This window comes from Erwinia sp. E602 (genome assembly GCF_018141005.1).
Lineage (GTDB): Bacteria > Pseudomonadota > Gammaproteobacteria > Enterobacterales > Enterobacteriaceae > Erwinia.
Map to the genome: position 1 here is coordinate 1,581,198 of NZ_CP046582.1, position 19,963 is coordinate 1,601,160.

At 60.4% G+C, this 19,963-nt stretch carries 17 protein-coding genes, 1 tRNA gene and 1 pseudogene; 5 read left to right on the plus strand and 14 right to left on the minus strand.

Annotated features, from left to right (window positions below; translation table 11 throughout):
* Window positions 1–9: 9 nt before the first annotated feature.
* A pseudogene (locus tag GKQ23_RS24170) lies at window positions 10–117 on the plus strand (DUF2345 domain-containing protein); the annotation flags it as partial.
* Window positions 118–306: 189 nt separating this feature from the next.
* Here the strand turns inward: GKQ23_RS24170 and GKQ23_RS08655 are convergent.
* The 3 genes from GKQ23_RS08655 to GKQ23_RS08665 all read right to left on the minus strand — a co-directional run bounded on the left by GKQ23_RS08655 (window position 307) and on the right by GKQ23_RS08665 (window position 2,457).
* Window positions 307–383 (minus strand) — tRNA-Pro (locus GKQ23_RS08655).
* A gap of 76 nt (window positions 384–459) precedes the next feature.
* Complete coding sequence (gene yejM / locus GKQ23_RS08660; RefSeq protein WP_212410341.1) at window positions 460–2,208, minus strand: LPS biosynthesis-modulating metalloenzyme YejM; 1,749 nt, start codon at window positions 2,206–2,208, stop codon at window positions 460–462.
* A gap of 21 nt (window positions 2,209–2,229) precedes the next feature.
* Complete coding sequence (locus tag GKQ23_RS08665; protein WP_056233442.1) at window positions 2,230–2,457, minus strand: YejL family protein; 228 nt, start codon at window positions 2,455–2,457, stop codon at window positions 2,230–2,232.
* 155 nt (window positions 2,458–2,612) lie between these two features.
* On the opposite strand from GKQ23_RS08665, the gene yejK reads away from it, so the two are divergent.
* The gene (gene yejK, locus GKQ23_RS08670) at window positions 2,613–3,617 is read left to right on the plus strand and encodes a nucleoid-associated protein YejK (RefSeq protein ID WP_056233439.1); all 1,005 of its coding nucleotides are present in this window, start codon (window positions 2,613–2,615) and stop codon (window positions 3,615–3,617) included.
* A gap of 131 nt (window positions 3,618–3,748) precedes the next feature.
* Here yejK and rplY read toward each other — a convergent pair whose 3' ends face one another.
* Both rplY and GKQ23_RS08680 read right to left on the minus strand, forming a co-directional pair.
* Window positions 3,749–4,033, minus strand: a complete 285-nt coding sequence (rplY, locus tag GKQ23_RS08675) for a 50S ribosomal protein L25 (RefSeq protein ID WP_056233438.1) — start codon at window positions 4,031–4,033, stop codon at window positions 3,749–3,751.
* Window positions 4,034–4,260: 227 nt separating this feature from the next.
* Window positions 4,261–6,015, minus strand: coding sequence for a DEAD/DEAH box helicase (locus tag GKQ23_RS08680; RefSeq protein WP_212410343.1), 1,755 nt, complete (start codon window positions 6,013–6,015; stop codon window positions 4,261–4,263).
* A gap of 182 nt (window positions 6,016–6,197) precedes the next feature.
* On the opposite strand from GKQ23_RS08680, the gene rsuA reads away from it, so the two are divergent.
* The 3 genes from rsuA to GKQ23_RS08695 all read left to right on the plus strand — a co-directional run bounded on the left by rsuA (window position 6,198) and on the right by GKQ23_RS08695 (window position 8,749).
* Window positions 6,198–6,902, plus strand: a complete 705-nt coding sequence (gene rsuA / locus GKQ23_RS08685; protein WP_056233433.1) for a 16S rRNA pseudouridine(516) synthase RsuA — start codon at window positions 6,198–6,200, stop codon at window positions 6,900–6,902.
* Complete coding sequence (locus tag GKQ23_RS08690) at window positions 6,902–8,113, plus strand: Bcr/CflA family multidrug efflux MFS transporter (RefSeq protein WP_212410345.1); 1,212 nt, start codon at window positions 6,902–6,904, stop codon at window positions 8,111–8,113. The genes rsuA and GKQ23_RS08690 overlap by 1 nt, the downstream gene beginning before the upstream one ends.
* Before the next feature lie 303 nt (window positions 8,114–8,416).
* A complete protein-coding gene (locus GKQ23_RS08695; protein WP_056233429.1) occupies window positions 8,417–8,749 on the plus strand; it encodes a YejG family protein in 333 nt (110 codons plus the stop codon).
* A gap of 113 nt (window positions 8,750–8,862) precedes the next feature.
* Here GKQ23_RS08695 and yejF read toward each other — a convergent pair whose 3' ends face one another.
* The 9 genes from yejF to yeiP form a co-directional block, all read right to left on the minus strand.
* Window positions 8,863–10,446: a microcin C ABC transporter ATP-binding protein YejF gene (gene yejF, locus GKQ23_RS08700; RefSeq protein WP_056233427.1), complete on the minus strand. Its 1,584-nt coding sequence runs from the start codon at window positions 10,444–10,446 to the stop codon at window positions 8,863–8,865.
* Between the two features lies 1 nt (window position 10,447).
* Window positions 10,448–11,473 carry a microcin C ABC transporter permease gene (locus tag GKQ23_RS08705; protein ID WP_212410347.1) on the minus strand — a complete coding sequence of 342 codons (1,026 nt, stop codon included), beginning with the start codon at window positions 11,471–11,473 and terminating at the stop codon, window positions 10,448–10,450.
* On the minus strand, window positions 11,473–12,564 hold the full coding sequence (locus GKQ23_RS08710) for a microcin C ABC transporter permease YejB (RefSeq protein WP_212410349.1): 1,092 nt from the start codon (window positions 12,562–12,564) through the stop codon (window positions 11,473–11,475). The genes GKQ23_RS08705 and GKQ23_RS08710 overlap by 1 nt, the downstream gene beginning before the upstream one ends.
* 11 nt (window positions 12,565–12,575) lie before the next feature.
* Entirely contained in the window at window positions 12,576–14,384 is a 1,809-nt protein-coding gene (locus GKQ23_RS08715) for an extracellular solute-binding protein (RefSeq protein ID WP_212410351.1), read from the minus strand.
* Between the two features lie 54 nt (window positions 14,385–14,438).
* Window positions 14,439–16,040 (minus strand): cyclic di-GMP phosphodiesterase, encoded by a 1,602-nt coding sequence (locus tag GKQ23_RS08720; RefSeq protein ID WP_212410353.1) that lies wholly within the window; start codon window positions 16,038–16,040, stop codon window positions 14,439–14,441.
* Window positions 16,041–16,239: 199 nt separating this feature from the next.
* The gene (gene mepS / locus GKQ23_RS08725) at window positions 16,240–16,812 is read right to left on the minus strand and encodes a bifunctional murein DD-endopeptidase/murein LD-carboxypeptidase (RefSeq protein ID WP_072166294.1); all 573 of its coding nucleotides are present in this window, start codon (window positions 16,810–16,812) and stop codon (window positions 16,240–16,242) included.
* Window positions 16,813–17,335: 523 nt separating this feature from the next.
* Window positions 17,336–18,043, minus strand: a complete 708-nt coding sequence (locus tag GKQ23_RS08730; protein WP_212410355.1) for a phosphatase PAP2 family protein — start codon at window positions 18,041–18,043, stop codon at window positions 17,336–17,338.
* A gap of 47 nt (window positions 18,044–18,090) precedes the next feature.
* Window positions 18,091–19,077, minus strand: a complete 987-nt coding sequence (locus GKQ23_RS08735; protein WP_212411700.1) for a GTP-binding protein — start codon at window positions 19,075–19,077, stop codon at window positions 18,091–18,093.
* 215 nt (window positions 19,078–19,292) lie between these two features.
* Window positions 19,293–19,865 carry an elongation factor P-like protein YeiP gene (yeiP, locus tag GKQ23_RS08740; protein ID WP_056233411.1) on the minus strand — a complete coding sequence of 191 codons (573 nt, stop codon included), beginning with the start codon at window positions 19,863–19,865 and terminating at the stop codon, window positions 19,293–19,295.
* Between the last annotated feature and the right edge of the window lie 98 nt (window positions 19,866–19,963).

A 19,963-nucleotide genomic window follows, 5' to 3' on the forward strand; every position in this document is an offset into this window, starting at 1 on the left:
GCAGAGAAGGCGCTGCTGGCGCGCAAAGAGATCGGCATTATCAGCACGGAAGATGAAATAAAAATCATCGCGAGAAAGAGAAACACGCTGAACGGCGGCGGAAGCTACATCAATATCTTTTCCTTGGCAACTACCTTTTCGTAAGAAGGATAAGCCAGTTCTCCCTGAGCAGATAGCTGCCCCTCATGTTGTTATCGTTAACAGCTTTGAGTGATTTTTAGTCAATAAAAAAGAGAGATAAAAATGGAGCTGGCATCTCTTACCATAAAAAAAGCAGCCCTTAACAGGCTGCTTTTTTAAACGTTTTGGTCGGCACGGAGAGATTCGAACTCTCGACCCCCGCCACCCCATGACGGTGCGCTACCAGGCTGCGCTACGTGCCGAAATCTGCCCCTCATATTACTCAACCGTTCTGCGAAATCAAGGGGCTAAATCGTTGACTGGCTTATATTTAGTCAGTCAGTTGGCGATAAAGCGCTTTTCGTCCGTTAACACCTGCAGCAGCAGGGTCAGCTGCGGCTTGTGGTCTTTTAACGGTTCGCCGGCGCGGTTCCACGCCGCATAGCCGCCGTTGTTGTCCAGCAGCAGGGTTTCCTGCGGCGTGGTCACCACCAGCTGGTGGCCGTTGCTGCTGGCCACCCAGTCGTGGCGGCGGCGCGCGGCGAACAGGTCTTCACCCTGGCTGTAGTCGGACACTGCGGTATTCACGTGCAGCAGGCGCTGCATCAGCGTGGCCATAATATCCTGATGCTCGGTCAGCCGGGTGACGGTCTGCGCCGGGGTATCCGGCCAGTGCACCACCAGCGGCACCTGCCGCGTGGCGCGGTTGCCCGGGTTGGCTTCGCCGTCCAGCACCACGCCGTGGCGGGCGGTGATCACCACCACGGTATTGGCCAGCAGGCCCTTCTGCTCCAGGGTGGTCAGCACCGCCTGAATCTGCTGATCGACAGCCGTCGCCCCGCGCGCGTAGCGGCGCTCCTGCTGCTTATCGTTCTCTGCTCCCTCCGGTGTGGAGAAGGAGAGGTAGGAGAACCACGGCGCGCTGTTTTTCGCCTGGCCTTCCAGCCAGTTCTGCCACTGGCGGGTGGTATCCGCATTAGGCTGCGCGCCGCCGGCCGGCAGCGAGAAGTCGGTCAGCAGCGCCTGGCGATACAGCGGCGAGGTAAAGCCGTCGCTGGCAAACAGCCCAAACTGGTAGCCCTGGTGGCCGAGCGCGCTGACCAGCGTTGACGACATGCGCGTCGAGAGCACGCCGTCCATATAGCTGGGGGAGATGCCGTAGAACAAGCCGAACAGCCCGGCGTCATCGTTGCTGCCGGAGCTGAAGTGCTGGCTGAAACGCACGTTGTTTTCGGCAAAGCGCGTCAGGTTCGGCAGCGCGGTGGCCATGGTGGCGTCGTTCAGGCCATCAACGGTGATCAGCAGCAGGTTGTTGCCGCTGCCTTTGTCACTGTAGGTGATTTCGCTGAGCGGGTAGGCCACCGACAGCGCTTCCGGATTACCCTGCTGCACCAGCCGGCGCTGATACTCCTGCGCGTCCAGCAGGCCGTGTTTTTCGAGGAACCGGCGGGCGGTCATCGGGTACGACAGCGGCAGGTTAGAACGCTGCATGGTAATCGGGCGGTAGAAGTTGGCGTCCGCCCAGATATACATCAGGTGGCTGGCAAAGAAGGCGGTGATAAACACCCCGGCCAGCGGCTTGCCGAAGCTGCGGCGGTTGAGGCTGCGCAGCTTCTGCCAGCTCCAGGTGGCAAACAGCATCTCCACCAGGAAGATCACCGGCACGCTGATAAACATCAGCTGCCAGTCGCGCGCCAGCTCGCTCTGGTCGGGGTTGACCACCAGCTCCCACACCACCGGATTAAGGTGCAGGTGGAAGCGCTCAAACACCGCGCTGTCGACCAGCAGCAGCGTCAGGCCGGCGGTGGCAAAAATCGCCGACAGGAAGCGCAGCAGCCGCTGTGACATCACCACAAAGGTCAGCGGGAAGATAACCAGCAGATAGGCGGCAAAGACGATAAAGCTGAAATGGCCGATCCAGCTGGTGAACGCATAGATGCGCCCGGCCAGCGAGGCCGGCCAGTCGGCAACAAACAGATAGCGGCTGCCGAGAATAAAGGCAACGATGATGTTAAACAGGGCGAACCAGTGCCCCCAGCCGATCATCTGGGAGACTTTTTCACGGTAGCGCTGCTGGTTTGTTACCATATCAGGATCAGCGTCGTCTTATCAGTGGGCTTTATCGTCGCGCACCGAGGACTTAAGCGCCTCGGCAAACGAATTGGCCAGGGTTTGGCGTAGCGCAGGCGCAACGCTGGTGTTGATCAGGTTAGTGACCATGTTTCCCAGCACCATCAGGGAAAGATCGGTAGGGGTCTGGTCTTTCTCCAGTACCTGTACCATTTCTGCGAGGAGTTGTTCCACGCGTTCGTCGCTGTAACGGGATGATTGTGGCATAGCGTCAATTTTACTAAGAAGGAAAAGGCGGTATCTTAGCGTAACAGCGGGTTTTTTTCTGCTTTTTTATCGTCAGCGACAGGTAATGTTGTGGTGGTTGATTGTAATCGCGCGGGATGGTTGAATACGCGCCCTTGCCTACAGGAGAGTTTCCCATGAGTGTCGATATCGACCAGATTGCCCTTCATCAGCTGATCAAGCGCGATGAACAGACCCTTGAACTGGTGCTGCGCGACACGCTGCTGCCGTCCACCGCCGCCGTCAGCGAGATGATGGACGAGCTGCACCGGGTCTACAGCGCCAAGAGCAAAGCCTACGGCCTGTTTAATGAAGAGAGCGAGCTGGCCGATGCGCTGCGCAACTGCCGTAAGGGCGAGGACGATTTTCTCGCCTTCAGCCGCGCCGCCAGCGCCCGCCTGCGCGACGAGCTGGGGAAATACCCGTTTGCCGAAGGCGGCGTGGTGCTGTTTGGCCACTACCGCTATCTGGCGGTGGAGTACCTGCTGATTGCGGTGCTGAGCAGCCAGAACAGCATGCGCGTCAACGAAGAGCTGGACATCAGCAGCACCGCTTATCTGGATATCAGCCACGCCGATATCGTGGCGCGCGTCGATCTCACCGAGTGGGAAACCAATCCGCAGTCGACCCGTTATCTGACCTTCCTGCGCGGCCGCGTCGGGCGCAAGGTGGCCGATTTCTTTATGGATTTCCTCGGTGCCAGCGTCGGGCTGGATACCAAAGCGCAGAACCGTGGCCTGCTGCAGGCGGTGGACGACTACTGCGCCGAGGTCAGCCTGGATAAGAACGAGCGGCAGAACTACCGTCAGCAGGTCCACAGCTACTGTAACGAGCAGCTGAAGGCGGGGGAGGAGATTGAACTGCAGGGGCTGTCCGACGAGCTGCCGCCGTGGGGGGAGAAGAGCTTCCAGACCTTTACCGCCGAGCAGGGCTACGAGCTGGAAGAGACCTTCCCGGCCGACCGCAGCACCCTGCGCCAGCTGACCAAATTTGCCGGCAGCGGCGGCGGGCTGACGCTGAACTTTGACGCGATGCTGTTAGGCGAGCGTATCTTCTGGGACCCGGCCACCGATACCCTGACCATCAAAGGCACGCCGCCGAACCTGCGCGACCAGCTGCAGCGCCGCTCCAGCGGTAAATAATCTGCCTTATCCGCTCAGGCCGTGCCGAACAGGTGCGCGGTCTGAGCGGCGCTGAACGGTAAGCCAGTGAGCAGCCGGCAAAAAAAACGCCGCAGAGCGGCGTTTCTTCTACATCAGTTTCGGTCAGGCGATTAAGCGCGAACGAAGTCGATGTGGTGCAGTTTTGGCTTGAACGGGTGACGCTGAACAGCCTGCACTTTTACTTTAACTTCTTTGCCATCAACAACCAGAGTCAGCACTTCTTCGTAGAAACCTGGCTTAGCCTGGGTGTTCATTACGGAGTCGTGGTCCAGTTCGATAGCAACAGCTGCTTCGTTACCGCCGTAGATGATAGCCGGGAACTTGTTAGCAACACGCAGACGGCGGCTCGCACCCTTACCCTGCTCTTTACGTACTTCAGCATTGATAGTGAACATTTTAAAATCTCTTTAAGTTTTGTTCCTGCTAAAGGCGACCCATCAGCAGGTTGATTGTTCAACTTTCGCCGGGAAATCCCGGTAAAAGCGGGCGGCATTATAGCCGCATAGCCGCGAGATAACAACCGCAAAGCCGCCTTAATACCCTGGACTGACGGGATATCTGCGGCGCGGTGGGTCAGGGTTGCCTGTTGCTGCGCTCACTGGCTGACATCACGCCGGTCGCTTTAACGCAACTCATTCGCACGGCGATAGCGCCCCTGATAGTCGAACACCTTTTCGCGCACCTGCCAGAAGTGGCGCTGTTTGCGCGCCACCACAAAGTCCGGGTGGCGCAGCAGGGGTTGCAGGGCGACGATATCCGCCGCCGTCTGCCAGCCGAGCGGTACCCCCGGCGCGCGCTGGTGCGGACGCAGGAACAGCTGTTCGAAGGCGGTACGCTGCGCCGGGCTTTTCAGCCGGAAGCGTTCGCTGACCTCGGTGGCCTCTTCGTCAAAGTAGCGCGCCTTCAGCCATTCGCCGTGCTCGTCGCGGCCGGCCTCCAGCTGCATCGCCGCACAGCGCAGCACCAGCGCATCCTTCAGCTTCAGCGCGGCCTTCAGCATATCGTCCGGGTCTACCAGCACCGCGTCGCACTCGCGACAGCGGCGGGCGGCGATGTCGTTTTCCGCGTTGCAGTGCGGGCAGTTTTTGAAACGGAAGCGGTAGTCGCACTGTTCGCGGTGGCCGTCATCATCCTCCAGCACCCCCTGACAGCGGCGGCCAAAGTGTTCGATTATCGTGCCGTCCGCGGTGGTTTTGCCCCAGAAGGTGTTGGCGAAACCGCAGCCGGGGCAGAACACCTGCACCGGCTGGTTGTCGCTTTTGCCCTTCGGCGCGCCGACTTCCGGGGTATACAGGTCGTGCGGATTGCCGGCATAGTCGAGGATCAGGCAGTCCTGTTTGCCGGGGCTCAGGCGTAGCCCGCGGCCGACGATCTGCTGATAGAGGCTGACCGACTCGGTAGGGCGCAGGATAGCGATCAGGTCGACGTGCGGCGCGTCAAAGCCGGTGGTCAGCACCGCCACGTTGACCAGGTAGCGCAGCTCGCGCGCCTTAAAGGCGCTAATCAGCGCGTCGCGCTCCGGCCCCGGGGTTCCTGCGCTGATCAGCGCTTTACTCTCCGGCAGCAGGCCGAGCACCTCGCGGGCGTGCTCCACGGTGGCGGCGAAGATCATCACCCCCTGGCGCTTCTGGGCGAATTCGACGATCTGCGCAATGATGTGCGGCGTGATGCGCTGCTGCTGCTTCAGTTCGCGGTTGAGGTCGGCTTCGCTGAACAGGCCGTTCTCCTGCGCCTGCAGGCGGCTGAAGTCGTACTGCACCACCGGCATGTCCAGCCGCTCCGGCGGTACCAGGAAGCCGTGTTTAATCATATAGCGCAGCGGCAGCTCGTAGATGCAGTCGCGGAACAGCGCCTGCTCGCTGCCGCGCACCATGCCGTGATAGTGAAACTGGTAGATCCAGCCTTTGCCCAGCCGGTAGGGGGTGGCGGTCAGCCCCAGCAGGCGCAGCTGCGGGTTGCGCGCTCTGAGATGGCCGAGGATCTGCTGGTACTGGCTGTCGTCGGCGTCGCTGATGCGGTGGCACTCGTCGACGATCAGCAGTGAAAATTCGGCGTCAAACGCGGCCAGGTTGCGCGCCACCGACTGCACGCTGCCAAACACCACTTTCGCCTGGCTCTCTTTGCGCTGTAGGCCGGCGGCGAAAATATCCGCCTGCAGGCCGTAGGCCTGATATTTCGCGTGGTTCTGCGCCACCAGCTCTTTGACGTGGGCCAGCACCAGCACCCGGCCGCGCGCCACGCGGGCCAGCTCGGCGATCACCAGGCTTTTACCGGCCCCGGTAGGCAGCACGATGACCGCCGGTTCGGCCGAGCGGCGGAAGTAGGCGATGGTGGCATCCACCGCCTCCTGTTGATAGGGGCGTAACGTAAAAGACATGAACACTCAATTTGCGCAGGTTTGGCCTATTATGCCACGAATCCACACAGAGGGCAGGTTACCCCCTGTGCCTGAGCGGCGAGTCAGGCTATACTGTTGCTTCCCCGGATAAGCAGAACGCTTACACCTCATCAGACGATATTCGTCCGGTTCAGATTCCAATAACAGGCAGTGCAGAGTTAATGCGACTTGATAAATTTATTTCCCAGCAGCTGGAAGTCAGCCGCGCTATCGCCGCGCGACTGATCCGCGCCAGCAGCGTCACCATTGACGGTGAAGTGGTACGCGACAGCGCGTTTAAAGTACCTGCAGACAGTGAAGTAGCCTATGACGGCAATCCGCTGCAGCAGCAGCACGGCCCGCGCTACTTTATGCTGAACAAGCCGGTGGGCTACGTCTGCTCCACCGACGACCCGGACCACCCGACGGTGCTCTATTTCCTGCATGAACCCACCGCGTACAAGCTGCACGCGGCCGGACGGCTGGATATCGACACCACCGGGCTGGTGCTGATGACCGATGACGGCCAGTGGTCGCACCGCATCACCTCGCCGCGCCACGAATGTGAAAAAACCTATCTGGTGACGCTGGAGCAGCCGCTGTCCGACGACACCGAACGCCAGTTTGCCGAAGGCGTGCAGCTGCATAACGAAAAAACGCTGACCCGACCGGCCAGCCTTGAACAGGTCAGCGACCACGTGGTGCGGCTGACCATCAGCGAAGGGCGCTATCACCAGGTGAAACGCATGTTCGCCGCGGTGGGGAACCGGGTGGTGGAGCTGCACCGCGAGCGCATTGGCGCGATTGCGCTGGATGCCTCCCTGCAGGAGGGCGAATACCGCGCGCTGACGGCAGACGAGATCGCCAGCGTCGGGTTGCCACGCTGATGAAAGAGACGCTGCCGGAGCCGGCAAAAAACTCGTCGGTGGGGCTGGTGGTGATCCTCGGCCTGCTGGCGATGCTGATGCCGCTGTCGATCGATATGTACCTGCCGGCGCTGCCGCAGATCGCCCGCGAGTATGGCGTGTCGGCGGGCAGCGTGCAGATGACGCTCAACGCCTATATCCTCGGTTTTGCCCTCGGGCAGCTGATTTACGGTCCGCTGGCCGACAGCTTTGGCCGCAAGCCGGTGATCGCCGCCGGCACGCTGATCTTTGCGCTGGCGGCGGCGGCCTGTGCGCTCTCCAACAGCATCGAGCAGCTGATTAACATGCGCTTTCTGCACGGCCTGTCGGCCGCGGCGGGCAGCGTGGTGATCAGCGCGCTGATGCGCGACAGCTACTCGAAAGAGGAGTTTTCGCGCATGATGTCGTTCGTGATGCTGGTGACCACCGTCGCCCCGCTGCTGGCGCCGATCGTCGGCGGCTGGCTGCTGCTGCTGTGGAGCTGGCACGCGATTTTCTGGACCATCTCGGCGGCGGCGGTGGTGACCACGCTGCTGGTGGTGACCCAGATCAAAGAGACGCTGCCCAGAGAGCGGCGGCAGCGCTTCAGCCTGCGCACCACGCTGGGCAACTTCCTGACGCTGTTCCGCAACCGGCGGGTGTTCAGCTATATGCTGGCCAGCGGCTGTTCGTTTGCCGGGCTGTTCTCGTTTCTCAACGCCGGGCCGTTCGTCTACATCGAGCTGAACCATATTTCCCCGCAGGATTTCGGCTACTACTTCGCGCTGAACGTGGTGTTCCTGTTCCTGATGACGCTGCTGAACAGCCGCTGCGTGCGCCGCTTTGGCCCGCTGGTGATGTTCCGCTTTGGTCTGCTGGTGCAGTTCTCGATGGCGCTGTGGCTGGTGGTGGTCAGCGCGCTTGATCTCGGTTTCCTGGCGCTGGTGTTTGGCGTGGCGATGTTTATCGGCTGCGTGGCGATGGTGTCGTCTAACGCGATGGCGGTGATCCTCGACGAGTTTCCGCATATCGCCGGCACCGCGTCATCGCTGGCGGGCACCCTGCGCTTTGGCGTCGGCGCGCTGGCCGGTGCGCTGCTGTCGACGATCTCCTTTACCAGCGCCTGGCCGATGGTCGGGGCGATCTTTATCTGCGCCACGCTGTCGGTGCTGCTGTTTAGCTGGGCTTCCCGCCCGGCGGCGCGCGCCGCGTAATCAGACGCCGTGGCCAGCGTGGCCCCGGCGTTTGTTGATTTTTTGTAAAAATCAAACCCGCTAAAAGTAACAAAATATGGCGAAAACGGTTGTCATCGGGCGAGAGTCGCGGTATTTATAACAAATAAATGAGAGGCAGCTCTCAAAAAAAAACCGCGAAACGCACCATCCATGCCGTAAGAAATCTCCTTCAACATTTAATTCCAATTAAAATCAGAAGGTTGGCTTGATTCCGGTAACGGATGATTTACCTTGTAAAATATTTGTGAAATTATTGTTGAAAATCACTCTGGGGAACGCCGCTTGAATACGCTGGAACATTCTGTGGTACATCGTTTACCGCAAAGCTACCGCTGGTGTGCCGGTGCGCAGGGAAAATGCGTGGTGGCCCAGGCGTGTAACCGGCCGCCGGAAGACGCCGACCTGATCGGCCTGCGCCTGCTCAGCCATCAGGGGGCCTCCGCCTGGGATATTATGCAGTCGATTCAGCAGGCGCTGGCCGGCATCGAGCTGGAGTGCGCGGTGGTCGAGTGGGAAGGGGAGCCGTGCCTGTTTGTCTGCCGCCAGGATGAGTGCACCACCACCTGCCGGCTGAAAAACTTCGGCGTCGGCATCGCCGAGCCTTATACCCACTGACCTGCGCAGCTTAACGTCCCCGTCGCCGTCCTCTTTCGTTTACCTGCCGCTGAACCTGACGTTGTTCCGGCATCGACGCTGCTGCTTAACGGGCACCGGGCCTGGCCCGCACCTCAGGCCAGCGCCAGCAGCTGTCGGGTGTACTCTTCACGCGGCGCGCTGAACACGCTCTCGCTCTCGCCCTGTTCCACCACCTCGCCCTGACGCAGCACCACCACCTGATGACACAGCGCCCGCACCACCTGCAGATCGTGGCTGATAAACAGGTAGGCCAGCCCGTGCTCAAGCTGCAGGCGCGTCAGCAGGCTGAGGATCTGCTTCTGCACCGAACGGTCAAGGGAGGAGGTCGGCTCATCCAGAATGATCAGCCGGGGCTTCAGCACCAGCGCGCGGGCGATGGCGATGCGCTGGCGCTGGCCGCCGGAGAACTCCGCCGGGTAGCGCTGGCGGGTCTCAGGATCCAGCCCCACCTCCTGCATCACCGCCACCACCCGCGCGTCGCGCGCTGCCGCGTCCAGCTCCGGGTGATGCACCCGCAGCCCTTCGGCGATAATCTGCTGTACGTTGAGGCGCGGGTTGAGCGCCGAGTTCGGATCCTGGAACACCACCTGGATCTGCGGGCGCACCGGCAGCATCTGCCGGCGGCTCCACTGGTGCAGCGGCTGGTTATCAAACCAGATTTCGCCTTTTGAGGCGATCAGCCGCAGCAGCGCCAGGCCGGTGGTGCTTTTACCGGAGCCGGATTCGCCGACTAAGCCGAGGCTCTCGCCGGGGCGCAGGCTGAAGCTCAGCGACTTCAGCGCATGGTGGTAACCCACCGTGCGGCGCATCAGCCCTTTTTTCAGCGGGAAGGCGACCTGCAGGTCGCTGACCCGCAGCAGCGGCGCGACGCCGGCGGCCACCGGCTGCGGGCGGCCCTGCGGCTCGGCGTTGAGCAGCTGCTGGGTGTAAGGATGCTGCGGGTTGCTGAATAACGCGGCGGTACCGTTGACCTCCACCGCCCTGCCTTCGCGCATCACCGTGACGTTATCGGCCAGCTTCTTAACGATGTTCAGGTTATGGGTGATAAACAGCAGCCCCATATTCATCTCCTGCTTCAGCTCGTGCAGCAGGCTGATAATCTGCGCCTGCACCGTGACGTCCAGCGCGGTGGTCGGCTCATCGGCGATCAGCAGCTGCGGGCGGGTCAGCAGCGCCATAGCGATCATCACGCGCTGGCGCTCGCCGCCGGAGAGCTGGTGCGGGAAGTCGTTCAGCCGTCCGGCGGCATTGCGGATGCCGACCCGGTCAAGGCAGCTGAGCATTTCGGCGCGCGCCGCCTGGCTGCGCATGCCGCGGTGCAGCGACAGCACCTCATACAGCTGCTTTTCAATGCTGTGCAGCGGGTTGAGCGATACCATCGGCTCCTGGAAGATCATCGCCATGCGGTTGCCGCGCAGGCCGCGCATCGTCCGTTCGTCGGCCTGCAGCACGCTCTGGCCGTCAAACAGGATCTCGCCCTGCGGGTAGACCACCGGCGGCGTCGGCAGCAGGCGCATCACCGACAGCGCGGTGACGCTTTTGCCGGAACCGGACTCGCCGACCAGCGCCAGCGTCTCGCCGGCCTCCAGCGACAGCGACATGCCCTCGACCACCACCCGCTGCTGGCCGCCCTGGCGGAACGCAATGCTTAAGTCTTTAACAGAGAGAAGTGCCATATCAGACCGCCTTGCCTGGGTCGAAGGCGTCGCGCACGGCTTCACCAATAAAGATTAACAGCGACAGCAGGATCGCCAGCGAGAAGAAGGCGGTCAGGCCGAGCCACGGCGCCTGCAGGTTGTTTTTGCCCTGCAGCAGCAGCTCGCCCAGCGACGGCGAGCCGAGCGGCAGGCCGAAGCCGAGGAAGTCCAGCGAAGTGAGGGTGGTGATCGAACCGCAGAGAATAAACGGCAGGTAGGTCAGGGTGGCGACCATCGCGTTGGGCAGCATATGGCGCGACATTATGCCCCAGTCGTTGACCCCCATCGCCTGTGCGGCGCGGATATAGTCGAAGTTGCGGGTGCGCAGAAACTCGGCGCGCACCACCCCGACCAGGCTCATCCAGCCGAACAGCACGGTGATCGCCAGCAGCCACCAGAAGCCGGGCTGGATCACGCTGGAGAGCAGGATAATCAGGAACAGCGTCGGCATGCCGGACCAGACTTCTATAATCCGCTGCCCCCACAGGTCGACCCTGCCGCCAAAGTAGCCCTGCACCGCGCCGGCGACGATGCCGATGACGCTGGAAAACAGCGTCAGCATCAGGCCGAACAGCAGTGAAATGCGCGTGCCGTAGAGGATGCGCGACAGCACGTCGCCGCCGTTGGCGTCGGTGCCCAGCCAGTTCTGCGCCGACGGCGGCGACGGGAACGGCTGGGTGGTGGCGAAGTTGATGGTGTCGTCGCCGAAGCGGATCGGTGCCCACAGCGCCCAGCCGTTGCTGGCCAGCCGCGCCTGCAGCCACGGGTCCTGGTAGTCGGCCGGCGTCGGCAGCTCGCCGCCGAAGTCGGTTTCGTTATAGTTGAGCAGCAGCGGGAAGTAAGTGCGGTCCTGGTAGTGGACGATCAGCGGCTTGTCGTTAGCCAGCAGCTCAGCAAAGAGGCAGAGGATAAACAGCACGGCGAAGATCCACAGCGACCAGTAGCCGCGGCGGTTATGGCGGAATCGCGCCCAGCGCGCCTGGTTAATCGGGTTTAAGCGGCTCATCAGCGTCCCTCAAAATCAATGCGCGGATCGACCAGCGTGTAGGTGATATCGCTGACGATGTTCAGCAGCAGGCCAATCAGGGTGAAGATATACAGGGTGCCGAACATCACCGGGTAGTCGCGCTGAATGGTGGCGTCGTAGCCCAGCAGGCCGAGGCCGTTGAGCGAGAACATCACCTCGATCAGCAGCGAGCCGGTGAAGAACATGCTGATAAAGGTGGCCGGAAAGCCGGCGATCACCAGCAGCATGGCGTTGCGGAACACGTGGCGGTAGAGAATTTTATTCTCATCCAGCCCTTTGGCCCGCGCGGTGACCACGTACTGTTTGCGGATCTCATCCATAAACGAGTTTTTGGTCAGCATGGTCAGAGTGGCGAAGCCGCCGATCACCGTCGCCAGCACCGGCAGGCTGATGTGCCACAGGTAGTCGGTGACCTTGCCGTACCACGGCAGGCTGTCAAACTGCGGCGACACCAGCCCGCGCAGCGGGAACCAGTCGAGGTAGCTGCCGCCGGCGAACAGCACGATCAGCATAATGCCGAACAGGAACGATGGAATGGCGTAGCCGATGATGATCAGCGTGCTGCTCCAGGTATCAAAAGCGCTGCCGTTGCGCACCGCCTTCTTTATTCCCAGCGGGATCGACACCAGGTAGATAATCAGCGTGCTCCATAAACCGAGCGTCACCGACACCGGCAGGCTCTCTTTGATCAGCGCAATCACCGAGCTGCTGCGGAACAGGCTGTCGCCGAAGTCAAAGCGCAGATAGTTCCACAGCATGGTGAAGTAGCGCTCGTGCAGCGGTTTATCGAAGCCGTAGCGGTGGGTGATCTCGGCGATCACCTCCGGGTCCAGCCCGCGCGAACCGCGATACTGGCCTTCGCCGGGGCTGCTGCTGAGCGTGCTGCGCCCGTGGGCGCTGCCTTCACCTGCCGCCCCCGGCAGGCCGGTGGTCTGGCCGAACTGGATATTGGCAATCGCCTGATCCACCGGGCCACCCGGCGCTATCTGTACGATAAAAAAGTTAATGGTGATGATCGCCCACAGGGTGGGAATAATCAGCAGCAAACGGCGGACAATGTATGCACCCAAGGTCAGGCTCCTTAACGACGCTGCGCCGGCAGGCGGGCGGCTTTGTTGACATCGTACCACCAGCTGTCAAAGCCCAGCGAATAGGTGGGGCGGGTGGTCGGCATCGAGAATTTATTCCAGTAGGCGTAGCGGTTATTGGCGCTGTACCACATCGGGATCATGTAGTAGTTCCACAGCAGTACGCGATCCAGCACCCGGCCGAGCGGCAGCAGCGCCTGTTCATCGCCCTGATGCTGCACGATCTGTTCGACCAGGTTATCGATTAGCGGGCTGCTGACCCCCGGCCGGTTGTACGAGGAGTCGATATACTGGCTGGCCCAGCTGATCTGCAGGTTGGTATCGGGGAAGGCATAGGCCTGATAGGGCGACGGCAGCATATCGAAATCGCGGCTGCGCAGGCGGGCCAGATACTGTGAGCTGTCCACCTGGCGCACGTTAAGGGTGATGCCGATCCGTTCCAGATTGTGCTTAAACGGCAGCACCCACTGATCGTTGCCGCCGCTGCGCAGCAGCAGCTCAAAGCTGAACGGCTTGCCGCTTTTCACGTTAATCAGCTGCTGATTTTTCAGCTCCCAGCCCGCCTGTTTCAGCAGCGTCAGCGCCTGCAGCAGCTTGCCGCGATCGTAGCCGCTGCCGTTGGAAACCGGCGGCTGGTAGATCTGGTCGATCACTTCCTGCGGGAATTGCCCCTTCAGCGGGGCGAGGATCGCAAGCTCTCTGGCATCCGGGTAGCCCCGGGCGGCGTAGTCGGTATTCTGGAAGTAGCTGTCGACACGCTGATAGGCGTTATAGAACAGCGCTTTGTTCATCCACTCAAAGTCAAACAGCAGCGACAGCGCTTCGCGCACCCGGCGGTCGGAAAATTGAGGTTTCTGCACATTGAACGCCAGCCACTGGGTGGCGGTGGCGACGGTATTCGGCACCTGCTGTTTAACAATGTAACCCTGGTCGAAGTTGCTGCCGCGATACTGGGTAGCCCATTTTTTGGCTGACCCTTCGGTACGGAAATCAAATGCTCCGGCCTTAAAGGCTTCAAAGGCAACGTTATCATCCAGATAGTAGTCGTAGCGGATAGTGTCGAAGTTGTAGCGCCCTTTGTTAACCGGCAGATCCGCCGCCCAGTAATCTTTCACCCGCGAATAGGTAATCGACTGACCCACTTTGTAGGCGGTGATGCGGTAAGGGCCGCTGGCCAGCGGCGGGTGGGGCAGGGGATCGCTCAGCTTACGGCTCTGCCAGTACGCTTTCGGAAACACCGGCGAGGAGAGCAGCGAGATCATCCTGTCACGATCCGACTGCGGCAGATCAAAGCGCACCGTCAGCCGTGAAATGGCTTTGGCCGTCACCCCTTTGTAATACACCCGGTACTGCGGCACGCCCTGGGTCATAAACATATTGAAGGTAAAGGCCGCGTCTTCCGCGGTGATCGGCGTGCCGTCCTGGAAGCGGGCCCTGGGGTTAATGCTGACTTCGACCCAGCGATAGTTGTCCGGGTAGCGGGCGAACTCCGCGACCAGCGGGTAGAGGCTGCCCGGCTCATCATCGGAAGAGGTAAACAGCGGATCGTACATCGACTCGGTGTCGGCACCCGGGCTGCCGCGCATGGCATAGCGGTTAAAATTGTCATAGGTGCCAATGGCCGACAGCGTGATGCTGCCGCCTTTCGGCGCGGCGGGATTGGCGTAGTCGTAATGGCTGAAGCCGGCAGCATATTTCGGCGTGCCCAGCTGGGCGAAGCTGTAGCTCTCGGTAATCTTTTCTGCCTGAACAGCGGCCGCAGACAGGCTGAACAGAGCAAAGGCAACAAGACGCGCAATCATAGGCCTGCGGGCTCCTCGGAATTAAACGTTAATAGTAAAGGTAATCAGGCGGCTTTAACAGTTCCCGTCAGCCGTTGCACAGGTTGCCCCGGCTGGCCGTGCGGCGTTCTGGTAGTACGCCACCAGCAGCGGCACCTTGCACGGGCGGCTGAACAGGTAGCCCTGCATATGGGTGACGCCGCGGTTGATCAGCCACAGCGCCTGCTCGGCGGTCTCGACGCCTTCCGCCACCGTATTCAGGTTAAGTTTTTTCGCCAGCGCCAGCACCGTATCCAGCACCGGGGTGTTGACGGTTTCCATACCGATGCTCTGCACAAAGCCGCGGTCGATTTTCAGGTAGTCGAACTGGAATTTTTCAAGGTAGATCAGGGCGCTGTGGCCGGTGCCGAAATCATCGATGGCGATGCGGATCTGCTGCTGTCGCATCCACTCGAAGTTATCGTCCGCCTCTCTGCCCGACATCATCGCCCGCTCGGTAATTTCAAATATCGGTACAAAATGTCCCTCCGGCATCGCCGCCAGCCAGCGGTTTACGTCGTGGCGGAAGGTTGGGTGGCTGAGATGCAGCGGTGACAGGTTAACGCCCAGCCGGGTGCCGGCCGGTAGCGCTTCGCGCAGCTGGTGAGCGTCGCGGGCGATCAGGCTGAACAGGTGGCGGGTCAGCGGCACGATCAGGTTCTGCCCTTCGGCATAGCTGATAAAGGCATCCGGCGGGATGCGCCCCTCGGTGGGGTGGGTCCAGCGCATCAGCGCCTCAACGCCATAGGGCTGGCCGGTCTGTGCGTCAACAACCGGCTGGTACTCAACGTGGAACTCGCCGCGCTTGATGCCGAGCAGGATCTCTTTGCCCGGCCGCAGGCGCAGCATTAACAGCAGGTAGCAGGCGCAGGCAATCACCACGCCAATCAGCAGGCCGCTTAGCAGGATCAGATGGATTTCGCGCTGCGGCATGCTGTCACCGTACAGGTAGAGCGTTAGCGGATAGCCGGGCACAGCTACCGTGCGCAGCGGATGGTCGGGCAGGGCGCTGCGGTCGATCACCCGCTCATTCCAGGTGGTCAGCGCCTGGCCTCCGGCGGCGATGGCCATGCCGGTGATCTCCTGCTGACGTGAGGTCAGCAGCAGGTAGGGGGTCAGGTCGATATTCAGCGTGGTGAAGATGCCGCTGTCGGCACGGCTGTTGTTGGCCAGCCACAGCACCAGCGCCGGCTGTTTGCGCACCATCGGCGTGCCGGCGATCAGGCGAATGTCGCGGCTCTGGCTGGCGTCGGTAAACGGCGAAATCTGATGGATGGAGAGCGACATCGGCCCGGTGGCGGAGGAGCAGAAGGCGATATCGTTTTTCACCAGCAGGATAGCGCGAATATTGGCGGCAAACGCCGCGCGCTGCGTCAGGTCTGCGCGCACCTGTTCGCAGCTGACCAGCGTGGCGGCCTGCAGCGGTTCCAGCGTGCTTTGCAGGTCGCTGAACACGTTGCTGAGGTAGCGTTGCGTCCAGGTGGCCAGCCGGTCATGGCTGGCGGCATGACGCTGCATGCTCAGGGTGAGGCTGATACTGATAAACAACAGAAAAAAAATCAATCCCGCGCTGGCACTCAAAAAGATGATTCTGCGCGGATGGCTGACGTGCCGCGAGAAGGTTTTTGCTAGTGGCATGGAAGTTCTCTCGTTTAGCCGTTTTTTTATTATTTATCAATGCAAACTGCGTTCTCTGGTGAGGGAGCAGAATATAACGGTTGGGCGGCTGCTGTCTCTATCTTCTTCTGATTATTGGAACTTTTAGCTGTTTTTCAGGCAATAAAAAACGCCGCAAGCGGCGTTTTTTTACTCTCGTTTTCGCGGACCTCAGGGAAGGTCAGCCCTGCGTTCGGCTGATCACCCGGCGCGCGTCGCGGTAACGGTTTTTCCAGTAGGATTCATTCAGGCTGGAAATGGTAACGCCGCTGCTGGTTGAGGCGTGAACAAAGTTATCGTTACCGATATAGATGCCCACGTGGCGACCGGTAGAGCCGGCGCGGAACATCACTAAGTCACCCGGGCGCAGCTTGGTGCGCTGAATGCTCTTACCGCTGTCTTCCTGCTCGTAGGTTGAGCGCGGCAGTTCCAGACCAAACTGCTCACGGAAGGTGTTCTGCACGAAGGCAGAGCAGTCAACGCCGCGTTTGTTGGTGCCGCCAAGACGGTAGCGCACGCCTTTCCAGTCGGCGTACTGCTCCATCAGACGGGACTTCACGTCCACGTTTTGCACCATCTGTTCGAATTCATCCTGAGACGCTTGCAGTAAAAAACCACTCTGGTCCTTAACTGCATGAGTATCAGTTTGTACTTGGTGTCCGCTGTTCGAACTGCATGCTGACATCAGTGTCGCCAGGGCGACGGCGGGGATGGCCCGCAGGATATATCTCAGGAAAGGTTGAGACTTGACCATTGTTCGTGTAATCCCTTGAGGTCCTTAACGACGGCGTCGTTAGTTAAAATACGAAACGAAACGAGAGTAATTAGCGCCGTGCGGTAAGACAATTCCGGAAAGCTTAAAATGTGGCACTGTGCACAGTTTAAAATGTAAAATTCCTGAAATATTCTAGCCATCCTGCCTAATCGAATTCGAGATTACCCCATTAGATGCCGCATGGCGAGGGATTTTTAAGGAGTTTTTGATTGCTTTTTGTGATGTCAAATCCCGGATAACGCATTGGCGATATTCTCGACAATCTGCTGGCCGTACCAGACAGAAAACGCCCGAAATCGCGCCGGTCAGCAGGTTGCCCGGTCAGATTAGGAATAATCCGGCTAGACAACAACGAGTTACCGGTCCCTGCCCGCAGTGGCTAAATATAACAAAATCCTCTTAATCATATCCGGTAAGCATCCTCATTAACGCCGTAAACGAAAAAGTGGGACGCGAATATACGTCCCCCCTGTTACAGCGATGTGACGAACTAATAGCCCGATTATGCGACCGGTTTATATTTCCCCGGTAAATTGCGGTTAAGTACGTTGACCAGAAAATCACTGGCCGGGGTGAGCAGCCACCAGCTCATGCCGACCAGCACGATGGAGAGCGATCCGACGGCAATATCGGTAAACCAGTGGGCACCGATCATCACCCGTGGCAGCGCAAACACCAGCACGATCGCCACGGCAATAGCGAAGGCGCGGCGGGTGAAGTAGCGCAGCATAAAGCAGGCAAAGATCATCAGCATCATGCCGTGATCGCCGGGGAAGCTGTCCGCCGAGGCATCCTTGGTTGATATACCGGTCAGTTCCGCAACGTGGTGTACGCCGGGGAAGTATCGGGTTGGGCTGGGGTGGGAGACCGGGATCAGGTGGCCCAGCTGGTTGAGGCCCACGGCGGTGATCAGCATGGTGATGCCGATCGCCAGCATGCGGCGGCGGCCCTGCGGCGTCTCTTTCAGCCAGAAAGAGAGGTACAGCGCGCCCATCGCCAGCAGCGAGACGCCGTCAAAAGCGCGGAAGTTGGTCACCGCCACCAGCCACAGCAGCGGTTTGCTGGTCACCAGGTGGTCGTTAAAGCCGTAGAAAATGGCCTTGTCGAGGGCAAACCACTGGCCGTGGCCGGCCGGCAGGTACCACGAGAAGAACAGCGCAAGGCCGAGGGCGTTAAGCAGCAGAATCAGTATCAGGCGTTTTGAAGTCATGTTTTTTTCAGGGGCTTTATCAAGTAGAGCGGAATGCGCCGCACAGGTTATGCCCCAGAGTGTAAACGAAGTTTCAACAAAGCGGTTTGTAAAGTATTCCAGTCGGCCTGCTGCTCGTGGATCAGTTCGATGCGGCTGTCCAGCGGCTCGGCGGCGCGGGTCTCAATATGGAAGTCGTTGCCCTGGCGATTGATGCTCACCGCGCCTTCCGCAATGCGCAGTACGCCCTTCACCCGTGACACAGGTGCCAGCCGCGCCCACTCCAGCAGGCCGATGGTGTCAAACACCGTATCGCCGTCAAACACCCAGCCCGCCGCAAAGTAGCCCTGGCCCTGGTTCAGCGCCCGCCGCCAGCGCGCCGCAGCGTCCAGCTTCATTCCGGCCAGCGGCGAACGGGGCGCTGCGTGCGGGTGATGATGTTCCGGCTGCGGCAGCGGCTGCAGATTGCGTCGCGGCGTATCCAGCAGGGCGATATCCACCGCGCCGTGCTGCACGCTGAGCAGCGGACGATCGCCACCGGCCTGCTGCTGCCACTGCTGCAGGGCGCTGCGGCAGGCGTCATCCCAGCGGTCAGCCTTGCTGGCGACGATAATGTCGGCGGCGGCCAGCTGGTCACGGAAGTTCTCGTTGGCCACCACCTTAGGGTCGGCCAGCTGGCGCGGGTCGAGTAGGCACAGCGTGGCGCGCAGGTCGATCCACGGCTGGTAGACATCGGCCGTCAGCATTTCAAGGATCTGCTTCGGATGGCCCAGCCCGGTCGGTTCGATCAGCAGCCGGTCCGGCTTCGCCTGCTTCAGCAGCGTATTCAGCCCGACCTGCATCGGCAGCCCGTTAACGCAGCACATGCAGCCGCCGGGGATCTCTTTCAGCACCGCGCCGCTTTCCGCCAGCAGGGCACCGTCGATGCCGATCTCACCGAACTCGTTAACCAGCACCGCCCACTTTTCACCTTCCGGCTTGCTGGCCAGCAGGTGGCGCAGGGTGGTGGTTTTGCCGCTGCCTAAAAAGCCGGTGATCAGGTTAACCCGGGTCATCATTACGTCCTTAATCGTGGTGAATATTACTTTTGTTATAACATAACAAAAAGGGCGATGTCACCGGACATCGCCCCCCTAAAACGGCCTTTACGCGCTGGCTTTAACACTCAGCCGATGCGCCACTCTGCCCGGCAACCCGGCAACCCGGCAACCCGGCAACCCGGCAACCCGGCAACCCGGCACACAAAACAGCGGCCTGCCGGTGACGATAACTAGTCGGCGCGGCTCATATAGCGGCGCTCGGGGATATGGATACGGATTTTATCGCCGTTGCTCAGGTATTCCGGCACCTGCACTACCAGCCCGGTGCTCATGGTGGCCGGTTTGGTTCGTGCGCTGGCGGATGCGCCTTTGATGCCCGGCGTGGTTTCCACAATTTCCATATCCACGGTCTGCGGCAGCTCCAGCGCCAGCACCTGGCCGTCCATGGTCAGCACCTGAATGCCCGGAATACCGCCTTCCGGCAGAAACAGCAGTTCGTCGGCGATCTGCTCCTGCTTAAAGTTGTACGGGGTGAAATCTTCATCATCCATAAACACGTACTCGTCACCGTCAATATAGGAGAAGGTGACCTGGCGGCGGCTGAGGGAGATGGTGTCGAGGATATCGTCGCCCTTAAAGCGCTCTTCCACCTTCAGGCCGGTGCGCACGTCGGTGAAGCGCATTTTGTACAGCGTGGAGGCGCCGCGCGCGCTCGGGCTCTGCACATCAATATCCTTAACCAGCAGCAGCTTACCGTTATAGCTGATGGCCATACCTTTTTTGATTTCGTTTGCTCTTGGCATTTCACAGATCTCGACTGGCTGAACGGGATAATTTGTCGCGACACGTTACTCGCGGAAAGCCCGCCAGGCAAGCGTCTGCTGTACCGCTGCGTGAAAAT

What these genes read in the sequence shown, in the direction of transcription:
- yejK (WP_056233439.1), top strand. Translation starts at nt 2,613, where the DNA reads ATGAGTGTCGATATCGACCAGATTGCCCTTCATCAGCTGATCAAGCGC.
- GKQ23_RS08715 (WP_212410351.1), bottom strand. Translation starts at nt 14,384, where the DNA reads ATGATTGCGCGTCTTGTTGCCTTTGCTCTGTTCAGCCTGTCTGCGGCC.
- yejF (WP_056233427.1), bottom strand. Translation starts at nt 10,446, where the DNA reads ATGGCACTTCTCTCTGTTAAAGACTTAAGCATTGCGTTCCGCCAGGGC.
- GKQ23_RS08720 (WP_212410353.1), bottom strand. Translation starts at nt 16,040, where the DNA reads ATGCCACTAGCAAAAACCTTCTCGCGGCACGTCAGCCATCCGCGCAGA.
- rsuA (WP_056233433.1), top strand. Translation starts at nt 6,198, where the DNA reads ATGCGACTTGATAAATTTATTTCCCAGCAGCTGGAAGTCAGCCGCGCT.
- GKQ23_RS08735 (WP_212411700.1), bottom strand. Translation starts at nt 19,077, where the DNA reads ATGACCCGGGTTAACCTGATCACCGGCTTTTTAGGCAGCGGCAAAACC.
- yeiP (WP_056233411.1), bottom strand. Translation starts at nt 19,865, where the DNA reads ATGCCAAGAGCAAACGAAATCAAAAAAGGTATGGCCATCAGCTATAAC.
- GKQ23_RS08730 (WP_212410355.1), bottom strand. Translation starts at nt 18,043, where the DNA reads ATGACTTCAAAACGCCTGATACTGATTCTGCTGCTTAACGCCCTCGGC.
- yejM (WP_212410341.1), bottom strand. Translation starts at nt 2,208, where the DNA reads ATGGTAACAAACCAGCAGCGCTACCGTGAAAAAGTCTCCCAGATGATC.
- GKQ23_RS08690 (WP_212410345.1), top strand. Translation starts at nt 6,902, where the DNA reads ATGAAAGAGACGCTGCCGGAGCCGGCAAAAAACTCGTCGGTGGGGCTG.
- GKQ23_RS08665 (WP_056233442.1), bottom strand. Translation starts at nt 2,457, where the DNA reads ATGCCACAATCATCCCGTTACAGCGACGAACGCGTGGAACAACTCCTC.
- GKQ23_RS08680 (WP_212410343.1), bottom strand. Translation starts at nt 6,015, where the DNA reads ATGTCTTTTACGTTACGCCCCTATCAACAGGAGGCGGTGGATGCCACC.
- GKQ23_RS08705 (WP_212410347.1), bottom strand. Translation starts at nt 11,473, where the DNA reads ATGAGCCGCTTAAACCCGATTAACCAGGCGCGCTGGGCGCGATTCCGC.
- rplY (WP_056233438.1), bottom strand. Translation starts at nt 4,033, where the DNA reads ATGTTCACTATCAATGCTGAAGTACGTAAAGAGCAGGGTAAGGGTGCG.
- mepS (WP_072166294.1), bottom strand. Translation starts at nt 16,812, where the DNA reads ATGGTCAAGTCTCAACCTTTCCTGAGATATATCCTGCGGGCCATCCCC.